This window comes from Mesorhizobium sp. WSM4816, assembly GCF_055811535.1.
Genome location: NZ_JBVVQR010000046.1, coordinates 1 through 18355 on the forward strand (window position 1 = coordinate 1; position 18355 = coordinate 18355).

Annotated in this window: 14 protein-coding genes; 7 read left to right on the top strand and 7 right to left on the bottom strand. The window is 62.0% G+C overall.

Annotated elements, in window-relative coordinates:
* Nucleotides 1-158: 158 nt before the first annotated feature.
* On the top strand, nucleotides 159-1931 hold the full coding sequence (locus tag AC0L3H_RS29445) for an AMP-binding protein (protein WP_473587814.1): 1773 nt from the start codon (nucleotides 159-161) through the stop codon (nucleotides 1929-1931).
* Nucleotides 1932-1991: 60 nt separating this feature from the next.
* On the opposite strand, the gene AC0L3H_RS29450 is transcribed toward AC0L3H_RS29445, so the two are convergent.
* The 5 genes from AC0L3H_RS29450 to AC0L3H_RS29470 all read right to left on the bottom strand — a co-directional run bounded on the left by AC0L3H_RS29450 (nucleotide 1992) and on the right by AC0L3H_RS29470 (nucleotide 7329).
* Nucleotides 1992-2516, bottom strand: coding sequence for a hypothetical protein (locus AC0L3H_RS29450; RefSeq protein ID WP_473587815.1), 525 nt, complete (start codon nucleotides 2514-2516; stop codon nucleotides 1992-1994).
* 389 nt (nucleotides 2517-2905) lie between these two features.
* Nucleotides 2906-4327 (bottom strand): TRAP transporter large permease, encoded by a 1422-nt coding sequence (locus AC0L3H_RS29455; protein ID WP_473587816.1) that lies wholly within the window; start codon nucleotides 4325-4327, stop codon nucleotides 2906-2908.
* Nucleotides 4324-4971 (bottom strand): TRAP transporter small permease subunit, encoded by a 648-nt coding sequence (locus AC0L3H_RS29460; protein WP_027152428.1) that lies wholly within the window; start codon nucleotides 4969-4971, stop codon nucleotides 4324-4326. Before AC0L3H_RS29460 ends, AC0L3H_RS29455 begins: the two co-directional genes overlap by 4 nt.
* 70 nt (nucleotides 4972-5041) lie before the next feature.
* Nucleotides 5042-6172 (bottom strand): TRAP transporter substrate-binding protein, encoded by a 1131-nt coding sequence (locus tag AC0L3H_RS29465; protein ID WP_473493429.1) that lies wholly within the window; start codon nucleotides 6170-6172, stop codon nucleotides 5042-5044.
* 248 nt (nucleotides 6173-6420) lie between these two features.
* The gene (locus tag AC0L3H_RS29470; RefSeq protein WP_473493428.1) at nucleotides 6421-7329 is read right to left on the bottom strand and encodes a hydrogen peroxide-inducible genes activator; all 909 of its coding nucleotides are present in this window, start codon (nucleotides 7327-7329) and stop codon (nucleotides 6421-6423) included.
* Between the two features lie 160 nt (nucleotides 7330-7489).
* Between AC0L3H_RS29470 and katG the strand changes: the two genes are divergently transcribed.
* Nucleotides 7490-9691 carry a catalase/peroxidase HPI gene (gene katG / locus AC0L3H_RS29475; RefSeq protein WP_473587817.1) on the top strand — a complete coding sequence of 734 codons (2202 nt, stop codon included), beginning with the start codon at nucleotides 7490-7492 and terminating at the stop codon, nucleotides 9689-9691.
* A gap of 68 nt (nucleotides 9692-9759) precedes the next feature.
* Here katG and AC0L3H_RS29480 read toward each other — a convergent pair whose 3' ends face one another.
* Nucleotides 9760-10437, bottom strand: a complete 678-nt coding sequence (locus AC0L3H_RS29480) for an aquaporin (RefSeq protein WP_473587818.1) — start codon at nucleotides 10435-10437, stop codon at nucleotides 9760-9762.
* 316 nt (nucleotides 10438-10753) lie between these two features.
* Between AC0L3H_RS29480 and AC0L3H_RS29485 the strand changes: the two genes are divergently transcribed.
* From AC0L3H_RS29485 to AC0L3H_RS29505, 5 genes are all read left to right on the top strand, one after another.
* Nucleotides 10754-12043 (top strand): RsmB/NOP family class I SAM-dependent RNA methyltransferase, encoded by a 1290-nt coding sequence (locus AC0L3H_RS29485; RefSeq protein WP_473587819.1) that lies wholly within the window; start codon nucleotides 10754-10756, stop codon nucleotides 12041-12043.
* A gap of 96 nt (nucleotides 12044-12139) precedes the next feature.
* Nucleotides 12140-12598, top strand: a complete 459-nt coding sequence (locus AC0L3H_RS29490) for a PaaI family thioesterase (protein WP_473587820.1) — start codon at nucleotides 12140-12142, stop codon at nucleotides 12596-12598.
* A 4-nt stretch (nucleotides 12599-12602) separates the two neighbouring features.
* On the top strand, nucleotides 12603-13265 hold the full coding sequence (locus tag AC0L3H_RS29495) for a 5'-methylthioadenosine/S-adenosylhomocysteine nucleosidase (protein WP_473587821.1): 663 nt from the start codon (nucleotides 12603-12605) through the stop codon (nucleotides 13263-13265).
* A gap of 56 nt (nucleotides 13266-13321) precedes the next feature.
* Nucleotides 13322-14914 (top strand): glutamine-hydrolyzing GMP synthase, encoded by a 1593-nt coding sequence (gene guaA, locus AC0L3H_RS29500; protein WP_023800374.1) that lies wholly within the window; start codon nucleotides 13322-13324, stop codon nucleotides 14912-14914.
* A 315-nt stretch (nucleotides 14915-15229) separates the two neighbouring features.
* Nucleotides 15230-16483, top strand: coding sequence for a tyrosine-type recombinase/integrase (locus tag AC0L3H_RS29505; protein WP_473587822.1), 1254 nt, complete (start codon nucleotides 15230-15232; stop codon nucleotides 16481-16483).
* Here the strand turns inward: AC0L3H_RS29505 and AC0L3H_RS29510 are convergent.
* Nucleotides 16464-17000 (bottom strand): helix-turn-helix transcriptional regulator, encoded by a 537-nt coding sequence (locus AC0L3H_RS29510; protein WP_473587823.1) that lies wholly within the window; start codon nucleotides 16998-17000, stop codon nucleotides 16464-16466. The two genes, AC0L3H_RS29505 and AC0L3H_RS29510, sit on opposite strands and share 20 nt — an antisense overlap.
* Nucleotides 17001-18355 lie beyond the last annotated feature (1355 nt).

Consider the following 18355-nt stretch of genomic DNA (forward strand, 5'->3'; position numbering starts at 1 on the left):
GCGTCGAGCACTGCCGCAACGACCCCACCCGTCCATCCGCCTTCGGCGGCTGTCCACCCTCCCCTCAAGGGGGAGGGGATTGCGCTCCAAAACCATCAACGGGATTTCCACCACCCCGGCAGGCTGATAGACTCGGGTCGCCTGCGGAGGAGACGGCAATGCCGATCAATCTCGACGAGTTGAAGAATGCCACCAGCCTGCGCGGCCGCCGCCCGGGCAATGGGGCCACGTTTGTCGCGCCGGTCGACGGCAGGGCGCATGTATCGGGCGAGCGCACCGTGCCGCTACTGCAGCAAACGATCCCGGCGCTGCTTTCGGACACCGTCAGCAAATACGGCACGCTCGATGCCGCCGTCTTCGTCGACCAGGACAAGCGCTTCACCTGGAGCGAACTTTCAGACACGGTGGACGCGCTGGCCGCAGGCTTCCTGGCTCTCGGCCTGGCAAAAGGCGACCGCGTCGGCATCTGGTCGCCGAACCGCTGGGAGTGGCTGGTGACGCAATTCGCCACCGCCCGCATCGGCCTGATCCTGGTCAACATCAACCCGGCTTATCGGCTGGCCGAACTCGACTATGCGCTGAACAAGGTCGCTTGCCGAGCGCTGGTCACGGCCGTCAAATTCAAGAGCTCCGACTATCTCGGCATGATCGAGACGCTGGCGCCGGAGATCGCGACGGCGACACCGGGCGAGCTCGATGCGAAAAAATTGCCGGCGCTAAAAATCGTCATCCGCATGGGCGAGGAGCATTCGCCCGGCATGCTCAATTTCACCGACGTGCTGGCGATGGGCGGGCGCGACGAGCATGATAGCCTCGACCGGATCTCCGAGGGGCTGAAGCCCGGCGATGCCATCAACATCCAGTTCACCTCAGGCACGACAGGCGCGCCCAAGGGCGCGACGCTGACCCACAACAACATCGTCAACAACGGCAATTTCGTCACCTCGGCGATCAGGCTCACCGTCGACGACCGGCTGTGCATCCCGGTGCCGCTCTATCACTGCTTCGGCATGTCGATGGGCACGATCGGCTGCGTCACCAAGGGCGCGACGATGGTTTTCCCGGGCGAGGGGTTTGATGCCGGCGCCACGCTGAGAGCGGTGGCGGGCGAGCACTGCACCGGCCTCTATGGCGTGCCGACCATGTTCGTCGGCCTGCTCGACCATCCGGATTTCGACACCTTCGATCTCACCAGCCTGCGCACCGGCATCATGGCCGGCTCGCCGTGCCCGATCGAGGTGATGAAGAAGGTGGTGTCACTGATGCACATGGCGGAGGTGACAATCGCCTATGGCATGACCGAGACCAGCCCGGTGTCGTTCCAGAGCAGCGTCGACGACCCGCTGGAAAAGCGCGTCTCGACCGTCGGCCGCGTCCACCCGCATGTTGAGGTCAAGGCGATCGATGCCGATGGCGCGACCGTTGCGGTCGGCGCGCCGGGCGAACTCTGCACGCGCGGCTATTCGGTGATGAAGGGCTATTGGGACGACGAGGAAAAAACCCGCGAGGCGATCGATCCCGACGGCTGGATGCACACCGGCGACCTCGCCACCATCGACGCCGAGGGTTATTGCAACATCGTCGGCCGGGTCAAGGATATGGTCATCCGCGGCGGCGAGAACGTCTATCCGCGCGAGGTCGAGGAATTTCTCTACCGCCACCCCAAGGTCAGGGAAGTGCAGGTGTTCGGCATCCCCGATCCGAAATTTGGTGAGGAGCTTTGTGCCTGGATCGTGCTCAAGCCGGGCCAGACCGCCACCGACCAGGAGATCAAGGCCTTCTGCGCCGGCCAGATCGCCCATTACAAGATCCCGCGCCACATCCGCTTCCGCACTGAATTGCCGATGACCGTGACCGGCAAGCCGCAGAAGTTTCTCATGCGCGAGGCGATGGTTGACGAACTCGGCCTGGTGACGCCGAAGACGGCTTGAAGCGGGGTGTGAGCACTCTTTCCGCTTCAATCCGACTGTGCCAGCTCGGTGCTGGCAATGCTAAACCGCCGGTCCTTCGAGCCCGCTTCTCTCGTGCGCCTTCCACAGGTACCAGCCGAGGACGGTACCGAAGAAGAATGTGTGGGCAATGAACTGCACGACCGGGCTTGCTTGCAGGAACCAGGGGAATGCGATCGGCGCGATCACATAGAAATTGACGAGCCACAAGGAGAGGCCAAAGACGCTCCCGAGACCGATGAAGGCGGCTCGCCCTCGCAGCATTGCGGCAATCTCCCCGAACACGATCCCATAAACGATAGCCAGGATCAAATGCACGACAACGCCGGCGATGCTGGCCGTCAAGAGCGGGTAGCCGGGATCGAGGGCTTCCGATCCAAGCGCGATAGCGCCGATCATGCGTAGGGGCATGAAGAACGCTTCCGCGCCCATCATGAACGCACTCGCCGCCATTTCGAACGCCGCAAAGACGATGCCTGCGACAATGCCCGCGACGGCCCCCTGCTGGAGTCCCCATCGGATGTCGCGTGGCGTCACCGGCGTATGGATATAATCACGGTAAGCCATAACACTGCTCCCTGTTCTGGACGCAGATTCCTCCACAAAATCAATGCCGGGAACGCGTCTGCGGTTCCGGGCGTCCGGTACAATTCACGAGGATTTGATTGAATTGATGTTTCTCAGGCCGAGCGGACGGTTCGGCTCATTGCCCGCATCGACGCTGCAGCCTTGCAGCTTACCTGCGACCGCCCAAAGCCCGGCTGTTACCTCGCGCGAGACCTCAACTGGCTCCATAGATCGTAGCCCGCAAGGAGGACGCCGATGCCGACCGCAACGCCTAGATCGGGATGCGGGACGAACCGGATTACGACGCCGAAAAACGCCAGAAAGACTACAAACGCCAGGACGGCCAGGAAGCGGCTCAAATTCATCTGTTGTCCTCCATTCGCCCGTCCTTAGCCCCCGTAGATCATGTTGGGCAGCCCGTACACGATCTGCGGGAAGACGTAGATGATGACCATGCACAGGATGACGATCAGCATATAGGGCATCATTCCGCGGAAAATATCCGAAAGCTGAACATGCGGCGGCGAAATGCCCTTGAGGTAGTAGGCCGACATCGCCATGGGCGGCGACAAAAAGGCCGTCTGAAGGTTGACTGCGACGAGCACGCCGAAAAACAGCGGATCGATCTCGAAATGCGCCAATAGCGGCAGGAAGATCGGAACGAAGATCACGATAATCTCCGTCCATTCCAGCGGCCAGCCCAGGATGAAGATGATGATCTGGGCGACGATCAGAAACATCAGCGGCGACATGTCGAGGCCGGTGACGAAATCGCTGATCAGTTGCTGGCCTCCCAGATAGGCAAAGACCGAGGCGAAGGTCGCGGAGCCGACGAACAGCCAGCACACCATCGCGGTCGTGCGCGCCGTCAAATAGACGGACTCCTTCAGGCGTTGCCACGTCAGGGCCCGGTAGGCGGCGGCCAGCACGACGCCGCCGAGCGCGCCGATGGCGGCAGCCTCCGAGGGCGTGGCAAGGCCGAACAGGATAGCGCCGAGCACCGCGAGGATCAGGGCCGCCAGAGGGACGAAGGAGGTCAGCAGCATCCAGCTGATTTGCAGGACCGAATAGTGCCCAACCTCGTCTCGGGTCGGCTTCGGCGCCAGCTGCGGCTGCAGCACCGCCATCGTCACCACATAGATCAGATAAAGGCCGGCAAGCAGCAGTCCCGGAAGCAGGGCTGCCGCATACATGCGGACCACCGACACACCCGCCGTCGCGCCATAGACGATGAGCAGAATCGACGGCGGAATGAGGATGCCTAGGGTTCCGCCCGCGCAGATCACTCCCGAGGCATAGCTGACGTCGTAACGCGCCTTCAGCATGGCGGGAAACGCCAGCAGGCCCATCAGTGTCACGACCGCGCCGACGATGCCTGTGGCCGTTGCGAAAAGGGTGCAGGTGATGAGGGCGGCGACCGCCATGGAGCCAGGAACGTGCCTGGTGGCGATATAGAGGGTGCCGAAAAGGCGCTCGATGATATTGGCCCGCTCGACGATATAGCCCATGAACAGGAACAGCGGGATGGCAGTCAGCACGTCGTTCGAAATCACGGAATAGGTCTGATTCACGAACAGATCGAAAATTCGGTTGTTGAAGAAGCCGCCGATCCAATGCTCCGCAAGCGTCCAGCCGTCGGCGCCATCCTCAACCGCGCGTTCGTAGGCGCGCCACATCCGTCCCGGATTTAAATAAGCGTAGTAGCCGAAGGCGACCCCGAGCGCCATCAAAGTGAACGCAACCGGGAAGCCAAGGAAGATCGCCAGAAGCAGAATGAGCAGCATCGCGACGGCGACCTGGGGATCGCTCATCTGTCTTCTCCGTCGCGGTCGGGTTTATTGTCGGGGTGGAGGAATGGGAGGTCGACTGCTTCCGAACCGTGATGCAGAACATCGAGCGTCTTGGCTTCCATCAGCACCTTCTCGGTCTCTTCCACGTCTTCCGCCGCGCGCGGCCATGTTCCGGTTCGCAGGCAGACGACGCAGCGGAACACCTGGGCAATCCCCTGCACGAAGAGCAGGATGCCTGCCGCCACGATGACTGCCTTGAACTGGAAGATCGGAATCCCGGCCGGACTGTTCGAGCTTACCTCGAGATAGCGGAAGCTGCGCGCGGCATACTTCCAGCCGGCCAGAATCAGCGCCGTGACGCCTGGGAAGAAGAAGATGATGTAGAGGACAAGTTCGACCGCCGCTTGCACGCGCGGCCTCCACAGACGGTAGATGAAATCGCCGCGCACGTGCCCGTCCCGCGACAAGGTGTAGGCGCCGGCCATCATGAACATCGTGCCGTAGAGCATGTAGCTGAGGTCGAATGCCCATGCGGTCGGCGCGCTGAACAGGTATCGCACGACAACTTCATAGCTCACGCCGAGCGTCATGACGACGACGCTCCAGGCGAATACCTTGCCAAACCATGCCGAAAGTTCATCGGCGAATGCAATGTAACGGAGCATGTGCAGGGTTCCCGTCAGGTGCAATCCGGCGGTCCATAAGACCGCCGGATTGCCGAAGCGGAGGCGCGAATTAGAGCTTCAGCTTGCCGGGGAAGTGATGTTCGTAGGCCAGCGTCAAATCGGCTGAATTCATAAGCTCGTAGTAGACGACGCGTTCGACCCATTGGCGCTGGCTATCGAGCACCCGCTTCATGAACTCGTCCGCCTCCAGCGTCGGGATGATCTTGTCCCAGGCCTCGAGCTGCGCGTCGAGAATCTCCTTCGAGGTGCGGTGCACGGTGACACCGTGCTCGGTCTGCAGCTTCTGCAGGTCGGCCGAATAGCTGTCGAGGGCGAGCGCGGTGTTCGCGGTGCTGGCCGCCTCGACGCCGTATTCGAGAATGGCCTTCAAATCGTCGTCGAGGTCGTCGAATACGTCCTTGTTGAACAGGAATTCGAACGACTCGCTCGCCTGATGGTAGGACGACAGGATGTAGTGCTTGGCGACGTCCTGCGAACCGAAGCGAAGGTCGGACGACGGATTGTTGAATTCGAAGGCGTCGATGACCCCACGTTCCATGGCCGGCACGATTTCACCGCCGGGCAGCTGTGCCACGCTGAGCCCAAGGTTCTGCATGAGATCGGCGGCAAGACCGACCGTCCGATACTTGAATCCCTGCAGTTCAGCCGTGGCCGTGACAGGATTCTTGAACCAGCCGAACGGCTGCGCCGGCATCGGGAAGCCATAGAAGCCGACCACGTTAAGGCCCATGATCTCCTGCGTCAGCTCGCGGTAGAGATCCTTGCCGCCGCCCTGGTGGAACCACGCGAGCATGGTGGTGGCGCTGCCGCCAAACACAGGTCCAGTTCCGAAAAGCGACGCGGCCTTGTGCTTGCCGTACCAGTAGACGGGGACGGTATGCGCGGCGTCAATGACGCCGTCATTGACGCCATCCAGCACCTGGAACGCGCCGACGACCGCACCCGCGGGCAGGAGCTCGAACTTCAGCCGGCCGCCCGACATCTTTTCGACGCGCTCGATGTACTGCCGCGCGAAATCCATCCAGATGTCCGAAGCAGGCCAGGAGGTCTGCATCTTGATGGTGACCGGCGCCTGCGCCAGCACGGCCGGGGCCGAGAGCGTCGTCGCTGCAGCCGCACCGGCGGTGATGGCGGTCGACTTTTCCAGGAACCCGCGACGCGAGATTTTCTTGTCGGACATTTACTCCTCCCATTGTTGTAAACGCTTCTGCCACAACCAGAATATGCGAACTCGCCCCTTGCGCAACCAGTTTCGCTGCCGGTGACATCGGGGCATCGGGCGCTCGGTCTGGCACAAGCGCCAATATGTTTCCGCATTCGACGATTTTTTGTAGTCGGCGCCTATCCTTGTTCTGGCCTCCATAACGAATGTAGGACTGCTGCGCGGCATGCCAAGGCGGTCGGACCCTCTGGCCAACGTCCCCACCCTCACGCAGCCAGTACCGCCTCGTCCAGCCCGCGGATGATCTTGGCGAGTTCGACGCATTCGTCATGCCGGACCTTGTTGCGCCGCCAGGCGAGGCAGATCGTGCGCTGCGGCATCGGCTCCTGGAACGGAAGGATCTTCAAATCGCGCATGGCGCTGGCCGGCCCTGCCGCCATCTCCGGGATAAGCGTGACGCCGAGCCCGTGCGCCACCATCTGCAGCAGCGTCGTCAGGCTGGTCGCGCCATAGCTCGCCATTGCCACCGGCCGCACGCTGCCGCAGACGGCAAGCGCCTGTTCACGCAGGCAGTGGCCTTCCTCCAGCAGCATCAGCCTTTCCAATGCCGGGCTTTCCGGCGGCACCGGCGGCGAGGCGAAGGCTGAATCGCCGGCCGGCACGGCAAGGAAGAACCGGTCGGAGAAAAGCGGCTCGGTGATCAGTCCGGGCTGATCGAGGGGAAGGGCCGCAATGAAGGCGTCGAGCTTTCCCAGGGCGGTGTCCTCGACCAGCGAGGCGGTCATCGCTTCACGCAATTCGAGCTGCAAGGCCGGGAAATGCCGTTTTAGTTCCGGCAGCACATGCGGCAGCAGATAGGGCGCCACCGTCGGGATGATGCCGAGCCGGAAGCGCCCTTCCATGGCGGGGCGGCCGCGCCGGGCCGTGGTCTCGATCTCGCGGATGTCGGCAAGAATGCGATCGATACGTGGCAGCATGGCCAGTGCCTCGTCGGTCATCCGCACCGATTTGCCGCCGCGCTCGAACAGCCGGCAATTCAGCCGCAACTCCATTTCTGCAATCTGCGACGACAGCGCCGGCTGGCTGACGCCGGCGAGCTTCGCGGCACGGCCGAAATGCAGCGTCTGTGCTAGCGCCTCGAAATATTGCATCTGCCGGACGGTGAGACCTATCATAAGCAAAACCTATCGCAACAAACAGGAAAGGCAATTTGTTTTTATCGGCAAGGCGGCCTAGTCTGGAACCATTCCAGAATGGCGTGGCTCAGGGCCCGTCCGGAAAATCAACAATCCCGGAAATCAACAAATCCCGGAAATCAACAAGTCGGAGAGAACGATGGACGCAAAGACCGATGACACCAGCGCCGGCAAATGCCCGGTCGCGCATGGGTCGGCCGGCAGGACCAACCGTGACTGGTGGCCAAACCAGCTTGACCTTGCCGTTCTCCACCAGCAGTCGAGCGTCTCGGACCCGATGGGCGAGGACTTCGACTACGCCAAGGAGTTCAAGAGCCTCGATCTCGATGCGGTTATCAAGGACCTGCACCAGGTGATGACCGATTCGCAGGATTGGTGGCCGGCCGATTTCGGCCATTACGGCCCGCTCTTCATCCGCATGGCCTGGCACAGCGCTGGCACCTATCGCATCGGCGATGGCCGTGGCGGCGCCGGCGCCGGCCAGCAGCGTTTCGCGCCGCTCAACAGCTGGCCGGACAACGCCAATCTCGACAAGGCACGCCGGCTGCTGTGGCCGATCAAGCAGAAATACGGCAGGAAGATCTCCTGGGCCGACCTGTTGATCCTCACCGGCAACGTCGCGCTGGAATCGATGGGCTTCAAGACGTTCGGCTTCGCTGGCGGACGCGCCGATGTCTGGGAGCCCGAGCAGGACGTGGATTGGGGGTCGGAAACCAAGTGGCTCGGCGACGAGCGCTATTCCGGCGACCGCGAACTTCGGGACCATCTCGGCGCCGTGCAGATGGGGCTGATCTACGTCAACCCGGAAGGGCCGAATGGCAAGCCCGACCCGTTGGCCTCTGCACGCGACATCCGTGAAACCTTCGCACGCATGGCCATGAACGACGAGGAAACCGTGGCGCTCATCGCCGGCGGTCACACCTTCGGCAAGACCCACGGCGCCGGCGATGCATCGCTGGTGGGGGCGGAGCCGGAAGGCGCCGGCATCGAGGCGCAGGGCCTCGGCTGGTCGAGCAAGCATGCCACCGGCATTGCCGGCGACGCCATCACCTCGGGCCTCGAGGTGACCTGGACCACGACGCCGACCAAGTGGAGCAACAACTTCTTCGATAATCTGTTCAACTACGAATGGGAACTGACCAAGAGCCCGGCCGGCGCCCATCAGTGGACGCCGAAGGGCGGCGCCGGTGCAGGCTCCGTGCCGGACGCGCACAATCCGTCGAAGCGCCGCGCGCCGGCGATGCTGACCACCGACCTCGCCCTGCGGGTCGACCCGGCCTATGAGAAGATCTCGCGGCGTTTCCATGAGAATCCGGATCACTTCGCCGATGCCTTCGCTCGCGCCTGGTTCAAGCTGACCCATCGCGACATGGGTCCGGTTGTCCGCTATCTCGGCCCGCTCGTGCCGAACGAAGAGCTGATCTGGCAGGACCCTGTCCCGGCCATCGATCACGAACTGATCAGCGAGCAGGACAGCGCCTCGCTGAAGGCGAAGATCCTGGCCTCTGGCCTGTCTGTTTCCGAACTGGTCTCGACCGCCTGGGCCTCGGCCTCGACTTTCCGCGGCTCCGACAAGCGCGGCGGCGCCAACGGCGCACGCATCCGCCTGGCGCCGCAGAAGGACTGGGACGTCAATCAGCCGACCGAACTGTCGAAGGTGCTTGCGCAGCTCGAAGGCGTCCAGAGCGAGTTCAACGCCGGGCAGACAGGCGACAAGAAGGTCTCGCTTGCCGACCTGATCGTTCTCGGCGGCGTCGCCGCGGTCGAGAAGGCAGCGAAGGACGGCGGCCATGACGTGGAGGTGCCTTTCACGCCAGGCCGCATGGACGCCTCGCAGGAACAGACGGATGTCCAGTCCTTCGCCGCGCTCGAGCCAAAAGTCGATGGCTTCCGCAATTATGTCCGGGGCAAGCAGCCGATGTCGGTCGAAGCGATGCTGGTCGATCGGGCGCAGCTGCTGACCTTGACGGCGCCGGAGATGACGGTGCTCGTCGGCGGGTTGCGGGTGCTCGGCGCCAACACCGGCAAGTCGAAGCACGGGGTGTTCACCGACAGGCCGGGCACGTTGACCAACGATTTCTTCGTCAACCTGCTCAGCATGGACACGGTCTGGGATCCGGCCGCCGGCTCCGATGAAGTCTACGAAGCGCGCGACCGCAAGACCAAGGCGGTCAAGTGGACCGGCACCCGCGCAGATCTGATCTTCGGCTCGCACGCGCAGTTGCGTGCGCTTGCCGAGGTCTACGGGTCGGCGGACGCCGGGCAGAAGTTCGTTAGGGATTTCGTCGCTGCCTGGACCAAGGTGATGAACGCCGACCGCTTCGATCTTGCCCGATCCTGAGGCGGCAAGTGATTCTCTAACAAAAAGGCGCGGGCCGGGTCCCGCGCCTTTTGTCAGACCAAAGCCTGTCAGTCCTTCTCGAAGATACGGGTCTTGGCGACCACGCCGGCGATGGCGCCGCCGATCAGCGGCGCGACGATGAACAGCCAGAGCTGGCCGATCGCGGCACTGCCCGAAAACAGCGCGGGGCCGATCGAGCGGGCCGGGTTGAGCGATGTTCCGGTCACCGGAATGATGGCGAAATGCAGTCCCGCCAGCGTCAGGCCGATGACAAGGCCGGCAAAGGCCGTCGCGTGGCTGCCGCTGGTGACGCCGAGGATCACCGTGACGAAGGTGAAGGTTCCGATCAGCTCCCACAGGAGCGCCGAGCTGACGCCCCATTTTGTCGTGTCCCAGCCATTGGCGCCGAAGCCGCCGCTATGGCCGCCGACCTGTCCGGAGACGATGATCCACAGCGCCAGCGACGCAATGATGGCGCCGATGATCTGTGCGATCCAATAGGGGATGACGTCCTTGGCCTGCATTCGGCCGGCAAGGAACACGCCGAGCGTCACCGCCGGGTTGAGATGCGCGCCCGAGATCGGGCCTATGGCATAGGCCGCCGCAATCAGGCCGATGCCGAATGCAAGACCGATGCCTTCCTGGCCGAGTGGCAGCGCGCCGCCGAAGCCGCCCGTCACCACCGAAGCCGTGCCGATGAACACCAGTAGAAATGTGCCTAGAACTTCCGCCAGATAAGTCTTCATTGCCCTCTCCTCGTAATTTCCCGCCGATCCGCTTGCAGTTCTTCGCGAATCACGCAGCGGAAGACTACCGCAACTTCAAAAGTTTGAAAGTACAAGCAATGCGCCGGTTGAAGTCTCGGATGCCGACAAGGCGTTCGATCTGGCGCTCCGCCGCTTGTCGCGAGCTTTAGAGCGACGTGCGTCCACTTGGACGGACAAAGTACGCGTCTCAAGACTCTGAATCTTCGCATCGTGCTACCGAAAATCGATTCCGATTTTCGGGCCGATGCGATAGAGCAGGCCCCGGAATTAATTTGCTGAGTAACGGAATAACAATATGCGACTGGGCGGACGGCTGGCAGCGGCCATCGAAGTGCTGGAAGATATCGGCCGGCGGCACCGGCCGGTGGCCGATGCGCTGAAGGATTGGGGCCTGTCGCACCGCTTTGCCGGCGGCGGCGATCGCGCCGCGATCGGCAACATCGTCTACGACGCGCTGCGCCGGAAGCGCTCAGCCGGCTTTTTGATGGGCGAAGATACGCCACGCGCCATCGGTTTTGGCGCGCTGCTGCTTGAATGGAACCAGACGGCGCAGTCGCTGAACGAAGCGCTCGACGGCGACAAGTTTGCGCCGCCGCTGTTGAACGACGGTGAACTGAGGGCCGTCACCGATCGCCGGCTCGACGCTGCGGCGTCGGCGGTACGGGCTGATATTCCGGATTGGTGCGAACCGCTTTTTGAGCAGGCCTTCGGCGCCAGCTGGGTCGACGAAGGTGCGGCGCTGGCGACCCGCCCACCGCTGGACCTCAGGGTCAACACGCTGCGGGCCGACCGCGGCAAGGTGCTCGCCGAACTGGCCGAGACCGGCGCTAGGGCTGCACGAATTGCGCCGCACGGCATCCGCATCCCGCCGATCGCGGGCGACGGCAGGCACCCGAACGTGCAGGCCGAACCGGCCTTCCAGAAAGGCTGGTTCGAGGTTCAGGACGAAGGCTCGCAGATCGCCGCCACGCTGGCTGGCGCCGAGGCCGGGATGCAGGTTCTCGACTTTTGCGCCGGAGCCGGCGGCAAGACGCTGGCCCTGTCGGCGGCGATGGACAATCGCGGCCAGGTGTTTGCCCATGATTCCGAAAAAGCGCGGCTGGCGCCGATCTTCGACCGCATCCGCCGCTCGGAAAACCGCAACGTGCAAATCGTCACCAAGCCGACGGAACTCACCCCCCTCGCGGGCCACATGGACATCGTCGTGGTCGACGCGCCGTGCACCGGCAGCGGCACCTGGCGGCGCCGGCCCGATGCCAAATGGCGGCTGACGCAGAAGCAGCTCGATGCGCGCAAGGGCGAGCAATCGGCGATCCTCGATGTCGCCAAAACCTTCGTCAAACCGGGCGGGCTGCTGGTCTACATCACCTGCTCGGTGTTCGACGAGGAGAATGGCGAGCAGGTCGCTGCCTTCAGGGATCGTAACAGCGGCTTTGTCCCGGTCGATCACCGCCAGCACTGGGACAGCCGCTTTCCGGGCCACGAGACGGCCGCGCGTATCGGCGCAGCAGGCGGCATTTCGCTGTCGCCGGCGCTGAGCGGTACCGATGGGTTTTATGTCTGTGCGCTGCGCAGGGGTGGCTGAACCTTGCCACGGGCCTGATTGCTGCAGTGCAGCAATAGCGATTGCCTGCCGCTCATGCCTCTGCAATAAGCTTTTCTGACAGGAGCGTGACAAGCCATGGCAGCAGAAATCGTACCCGCCCCCAACTATGAGGATCGCGTCAGGACGTCCTTCGCGCGCCAGAACGCCAGGACGACCATCGGCGCCGAGCTGACGCTGGTGACGCCGGGCATCATCGAGATCGAGATGCCCTATTCGGCAGCGCTGACCCAGCAGCATGGCTTCCTCCATGCCGGCGTCATTTCGACGGCGCTGGACTCGGCCTGCGGCTATGCGGCGTTCTCGCTGATGCCGGAAAGCTCCAGTGTGCTGACCATCGAGTTCAAGGTCAATCTGCTGGCGCCGGGCCGGGGCGAGCGTTTTCTGTTCCGCGGCTCGGTGACCAAGCCCGGCCGCACCATCATCGTCGCCGATGGCCAGGCCTATGCCTTCGCCGTCGACGGCGAGGCCAAGCTGATCGCCACCATGACCGGAACGATGATGACGGTGGTCGGTCGCGATGGCATCGAAGGCTGATCCGATGCGCAAGGCCGTCAGAATTGCCGGCAGGGACGTCCTCTTCGTGATGGCGGCGCAGGCCGAATACGGGCCGCATCTGCAGCGGCTGTTCACCCCTGTCATGACAGGGGTGGGGCCGGTCGAAGCGGGTGTCAGGCTGGGCGCGGAACTGTCATGGCTCAAATCTGAAAAGGCGCTGCCGGACCTCGTCGTTTCGCTCGGCTCGGCCGGCAGCCGGACATTGGAACAGACGGAAATCTACCAGGCCGTTTCGGTCGCCTACCGCGACATCGACGCTTCGCCATTGGGCTTCGAGAAGGGCGCGACGCCGTTTCTCGACCTGCCGGTGACGGTGCCGCTGCCGTTCAGGATTCCAGGCATAAGCGAGGCGACGCTGTCGACGGGCGCGGCAATCATCTCCGGCAGCGCCTATGATGCGATTGGCGAGGACATGGTCGATATGGAGACCTTCGCCTTCCTGCGTGCCTGCCAATTGTTCGGCGTGCCGCTCGTCGGCCTGCGCGGCATTTCCGACGGGGCTGCCGATCTCAGGCATGTCGGGGACTGGAAGGAGTATCTCCATGTCATCGACGAGAAGCTGGCGGATGCGGTGATGCGGCTGGAACAGGCGATCGGCTCCGGCGCGCTGCAATTTGGACCATCCCGTGACGCGGAAACGGAGTGACAGAGACGCCTTCGCAACCCATTGCGCCGACTCGTTTCTTTCTCTAAACGCTCGCCATGAAGATAGCCAATCGTCCCGACACCGTCCTGCCCGACACCGTCCTGCCAGACACCGTCCTAATTGTCGATTTCGGCAGCCAGTTCACGCAGCTCATCGCCAGGCGCATCCGCGAGGCCGGCGTCTTTTCCGAGATCGTGCCGTTCCAGTCGGCCGAAGCGGCGTTCAGGCGCATCAATCCGAAGGCGGTGATCCTCTCCGGCGGCCCGGCCTCGACCGGCGACATCGGCAGCCCGCGCGCGCCGCAGATTGTCTTCGACGCCGGCGTGCCGGTGCTCGGCATCTGCTATGGCCAGATGGCCATGTGCGTGCAGATGGGCGGCGTCGCCGAAAGCTCCGACCATCGCGAATTCGGCCGTGCCTTCGTCGAGATCCAGAAGGACAGCCCGCTGTTCGAGGGCCTGTGGGCGCCCGGTCAGCGCCATCAGGTGTGGATGAGCCATGGCGACCGCGTCATCTCGCTGCCCAAGGGATTCGAGGTGTTCGGCAAATCGGAAGGCTCGCCCTTCGCCATCTTCGGCAATGTCGAGCGCAAGATGTACGGCATCATGTTCCACCCCGAAGTGGTGCACACGCCGGACGGCGCCCGGCTGCTGCAAAACTTCGTCCACAAGATCGCCGGCATCGAAGGCGACTGGACGATGCGCGCCTACCGCGAGCACGCGGTCGAGACGATCCGCAAGCAGGTCGGCAAGGGCAAGGTCATCTGCGCGCTTTCGGGCGGCGTCGATTCCTCGGTCGCAGCACTGCTGATCCACGAGGCGGTCGGCGACCAGCTCACCTGCATCCTTGTCGACCACGGGCTGATGCGCAAGGACGAGGCATCAGGCGTGGTCGAGATGTTTCGCCAGCACTACAATCTGCCGCTCATCCTGGTCGACGCCTCGGACCGCTTTATCGGCGCGCTCGAGGGCGAGTCGGATCCGGAAAAGAAGCGCAAGACCATTGGCCGGCTGTTCATCGAGGTGTTCGAGGAAGAGGCCGAGAAACTCGGCGGCGCCGATTTCCTGGCGCAGGGCACGCTCTATCCCGACGTCATCGAAAGCGTCTCCTTCACCGGCGGCCCGTCGGTGACGATCAAGTCGCACCACAATGTCGGCGGCCTGCCCGAGCGCATGAACATGCAACTGGTCGAGCCGCTGCGCGAACTGTTCAAGGACGAGGTCAGGGTGCTCGGCAAGGAGCTCGGCCTGCCCGACAGCTTCGTCGGCCGGCACCCGTTTCCCGGACCCGGTCTTGCCATCCGCTGCCCGGGCGGCATCACCCGCGAAAAGCTGGAGATCCTGCGCGAGGCCGATGCCATCTATCTCGACGAGATCCGCAAGGCCGGCCTCTATGACGCCATCTGGCAGGCCTTCGCCGTGCTGCTGCCGGTGCAGACCGTCGGCGTCATGGGCGACGGCCGCACCTATGAATTCGTCTGCGCGCTGCGCGCCGTTACCTCGGTCGACGGCATGACGGCGGATTTCTACCACTACGACATGGCGTTCCTCGGCGCCGCCGCCACCCGCATCATCAACGAGGTGCGCGGCATCAACCGCGTCGTCTACGACGTGACGAGCAAGCCGCCCGGAACAATCGAGTGGGAATAAAGCTCGGTCGTTCGCCAGCATTCGATGGCTATCGACGCCATATACGTAACTAGCTGACTTGTAATCATTTTCCCCTCGTTTCCTATCGCTAACTATCGCCCGCAAGCGGAATCATTTGGCGGTAGACCTGACGGCATCCTTTCCCCATCATTCTCGCTCGAAGCTAATACCGTCACCACCTTACTTCCTAGCGCGTTGGGTAATTCTTAGGTAAGTTATTGAATTTCAAACGAAATTATCATGCCTTGACGGTAAAATTGATGACGGTAAAATCTGGCGCTGGATATGCGGCCACGCGCTCGGGTTGCCCTCGCCATGCTGACCGACATTGCACTTAAGAAGCTGAAACCAAAAGACAAAATATACAAGGTCGCTGATCGTGACGGTATGTACGCCACGGTGTCCACGGCCGGGCAGATCTCGTTCCGATACGACTACCGAATGAATGGAAGGCGAGAGACAGTCACGCTGGGCCGCTATGGTGAGGGTGGCATCTCGCTAGCAGAGGCGCGTGACCGCTGCATTGCCGCCCGAAAAATGGTGGCAGCCGGACGATCGCCGGCGCATGAAAAGCAGCGTGAAAAGCGGCGCCTGTCTGCAATGGCCACCTTCGGCGATGCCGGCCTGGCTTGGTTTAAGGAGGCCAAGATGGCGGATAGCACGCGCTCAATGCGCAAGGCCGTCTTCGATCGAGACATCTTGCCGATCTGGAACAAAAGGCTCCTCACAGAAGTAACAGCTGACGATTTGAGGGCGCTCTGCGCAAAGGTGCGCGACCGTGGCGCGCCGGCAACAGCCATTCATGTCCGGGATATTGTTAAGCAGATCTATGGCCATGCCATTCTGCACGGCGAGAAGATTGCCAATCCAGCGGACGAGGTAGGGCCGGCTTCGATTGCCACGTTCGAGGCAAAAGACCGAGCATTGTCCCCCGCAGAAATCCGAATCATGCTGAATGAGTTGGAAAATGTGCCAACGTTGCCGACGATACGGCTCGGCCTAAAGCTGATACTGCTCACGATGGTGCGGAAGGGTGAGCTGCTGGACGCGACGTGGGACGAGGTCGATTTTGAGAACGCTGTTTGGAGCATTCCCAAAGAGCGAATGAAACGGAAAAAGCCGCATAATGTCTACCTGTCCCGCCAATCCCTCGATATCCTGATTGCGCTCAAGATTTGCGCAGCGAACTCGCGATACGTGCTGCCATCTCGCTATGACGCCGACGAACCCATGTCGCGCGCCACCTTCAATCGGGTCACCATGGCCATTGTCGACCGCGCAAAAAAACAAGAATTGCCGCTAGCGCCCTTTACAGTGCACGACCTACGGCGGACCGGCTCGACACTCCTAAACGAGATCGGATTCAATCGCGACTGGATCGAAAAATGCCTTGCCCACGAAGACAGCCGTACCTCGCGCGGTGTTTATAACAAGGCTGAATATGAGCCGCAGCGTCGTCATATGCTGCAGGAATGGGCGGACATGGTTGAGGCATGGGCGGCGGACAAGAAGCACACGCCCGTACTCCAGCCGGCTGCCGTGGCGGCGATCATCCTCGATCCGATTTGACAGGTCTCGTCTTCCGCGACCGCACGTCTGGACCTGGGGCAATTTCGATCGCGCCGGCAGACGATGCGTTTCGCCTTGCCTGAACCCAGGCTTCGACCTCCGCCAGATCCCAAACAACACAGCGGGGGGTCAGATTGAAGCGTCGTGGGAACTCGCCACGCTGTTCCATCTCATAAATGGTCGTGTCCGATAAGGGGACGATTTCTCGCAGCTGTGACCGGCGAACAGTTCGCACTACTCGACACGACCCGATGTGTGGCAGAACCGGGAGTGGGTCCGGCTGCCCAATTTCGATGCCCTTGAATTTATCGACCTCGGAAGACTGCTGCCGTTTGACCATTTGCGTGACCGGGATGGGTTGCCGTGCTGGCCAACAATCGCGCAACTTTTCGACGTTTCGTACAGCCCTCAATTGCGACCACGTATCCTCGCCTACTGACGTGAAGACCCAAGGGCATTCACTGCGGATTATGTCAAGACCGCACCACCAATAGGATCCATCGAGCAGGCGCTGCATAAGATCCGACAGGCGATCCTCGGTGCCGGCTTGTCGAGGCCCGAATATCTCAAGTTACGCTTACAATGACCTTGTGCCAATTGACGCGTTGATCGGCCGGCGCGGATAGGTCGCAGCGGAGGGGAAGCGCCGCGAGATCACGCTCACAGCCGCGAGAACGCGAAGCGCCGCCGGCTTCGCAGTTATGCCGTCGCCGATCTCACCGATAATGAGAGATGCCGACATGGACAGCGAGACTTGGTAATTGGTTCAACGGCAGCAGGCTCGGCGGTCGCAACGGATACCTTGTCAAATGCTGGGATGAGAAACGTTGCATCGTCAACATCCTTCATCGAAGGTGTGCGCGCATATTTTGAATCCTGAGTGCCAGGCGTGGCTGATTGCGGAGAACGACAGAACAGCCGATGCCGACCGACAAAGGGGAAAGACAATGATGGCGAGCATAGTTCCTGCTCCGCTTAGTTGTTTGCGGACCGGAGCGAGTGTTAGAAAATAAAAGTTGGGGACAGTGCTCTCCGGCAGTTGATTGCAGACGCATCACAATGCGTATTACGCCAACTCAACCGCGCGGGGAAAACCAATGGCAAAGAAACCTAATGAGACGACGAGCAAGAAAATTGCTTCTACGGCATCCAAGTTGCTTCGTTCTAAGAGCTCCTCAAAGGCAGTCAAATCGGTCGCGGGATCCGCTCTTACGCAAAGGGTGAAAAAGAAGAAATAGAGCCGGTTTGACAGACATGAAGACGCTGGTTCAGGTGACATTGCTCGCATGCGTTTGGATCTACTCATAGGCTGTCCGCTCTGGATTGCGGTCCTAGGCGCAATTGTGGTCCGTCTCTTCGTAACGGCGGTCGCAAACGCGGCTGGCCAAGATGCCGACGCTTTGTAGTACGCGTCCCATGCCAGCCTGATGTCGGCGAATGTCCATTCGTCGGCCGTAGGCGGGGCTCTGGCGGTTATAACATTTGTTCAGGCCGGTCCCATTCTGGAACTTCATGAACCATGCCGTGGATCTTGGCTTGCCGGGTGCCGATGTCTGAATCCGGCGGATGAGCCCGCTATGCGCCCAGTGCTCACTCGGATTGGCAAGGGAGCCGGGGTCGGCCAGGTAGCTGCGGAGCTTTTGTAAAGTTGCATCTTCTGGTGTCCGGTGAAGGTCTGCACGGTGTTCTGCCACGGCGAGGGCAGATCCTTGTCTCGCAGCTTCCGTCAGCATGTCGCGCAACTGCGTTCTCGTCAGCACAAGCGCTTGCAGGGCTCCTGAAAACAAATCCTATCGATCTTTTACATATTAGTTTCGTGTAACCGGTAACGTCTGTCGCTTCCGCAAGCACTATCGGGAATCGCTCCGGTTA

What these genes read in the sequence shown, in the direction of transcription:
- AC0L3H_RS29485 (WP_473587819.1), top strand. Translation starts at nt 10,754, where the DNA reads ATGCGACTGGGCGGACGGCTGGCAGCGGCCATCGAAGTGCTGGAAGAT.
- AC0L3H_RS29495 (WP_473587821.1), top strand. Translation starts at nt 12,603, where the DNA reads ATGCGCAAGGCCGTCAGAATTGCCGGCAGGGACGTCCTCTTCGTGATG.
- AC0L3H_RS29465 (WP_473493429.1), bottom strand. Translation starts at nt 6,172, where the DNA reads ATGTCCGACAAGAAAATCTCGCGTCGCGGGTTCCTGGAAAAGTCGACC.
- AC0L3H_RS29490 (WP_473587820.1), top strand. Translation starts at nt 12,140, where the DNA reads ATGGCAGCAGAAATCGTACCCGCCCCCAACTATGAGGATCGCGTCAGG.
- AC0L3H_RS29470 (WP_473493428.1), bottom strand. Translation starts at nt 7,329, where the DNA reads ATGATAGGTCTCACCGTCCGGCAGATGCAATATTTCGAGGCGCTAGCA.
- guaA (WP_023800374.1), top strand. Translation starts at nt 13,322, where the DNA reads ATGAAGATAGCCAATCGTCCCGACACCGTCCTGCCCGACACCGTCCTG.
- AC0L3H_RS29480 (WP_473587818.1), bottom strand. Translation starts at nt 10,437, where the DNA reads ATGAAGACTTATCTGGCGGAAGTTCTAGGCACATTTCTACTGGTGTTC.
- katG (WP_473587817.1), top strand. Translation starts at nt 7,490, where the DNA reads ATGGACGCAAAGACCGATGACACCAGCGCCGGCAAATGCCCGGTCGCG.
- AC0L3H_RS29450 (WP_473587815.1), bottom strand. Translation starts at nt 2,516, where the DNA reads ATGGCTTACCGTGATTATATCCATACGCCGGTGACGCCACGCGACATC.
- AC0L3H_RS29460 (WP_027152428.1), bottom strand. Translation starts at nt 4,971, where the DNA reads ATGCTCCGTTACATTGCATTCGCCGATGAACTTTCGGCATGGTTTGGC.
- AC0L3H_RS29510 (WP_473587823.1), bottom strand. Translation starts at nt 17,000, where the DNA reads ATGCAGCGCCTGCTCGATGGATCCTATTGGTGGTGCGGTCTTGACATA.
- AC0L3H_RS29505 (WP_473587822.1), top strand. Translation starts at nt 15,230, where the DNA reads ATGCTGACCGACATTGCACTTAAGAAGCTGAAACCAAAAGACAAAATA.
- AC0L3H_RS29455 (WP_473587816.1), bottom strand. Translation starts at nt 4,327, where the DNA reads ATGAGCGATCCCCAGGTCGCCGTCGCGATGCTGCTCATTCTGCTTCTG.
- AC0L3H_RS29445 (WP_473587814.1), top strand. Translation starts at nt 159, where the DNA reads ATGCCGATCAATCTCGACGAGTTGAAGAATGCCACCAGCCTGCGCGGC.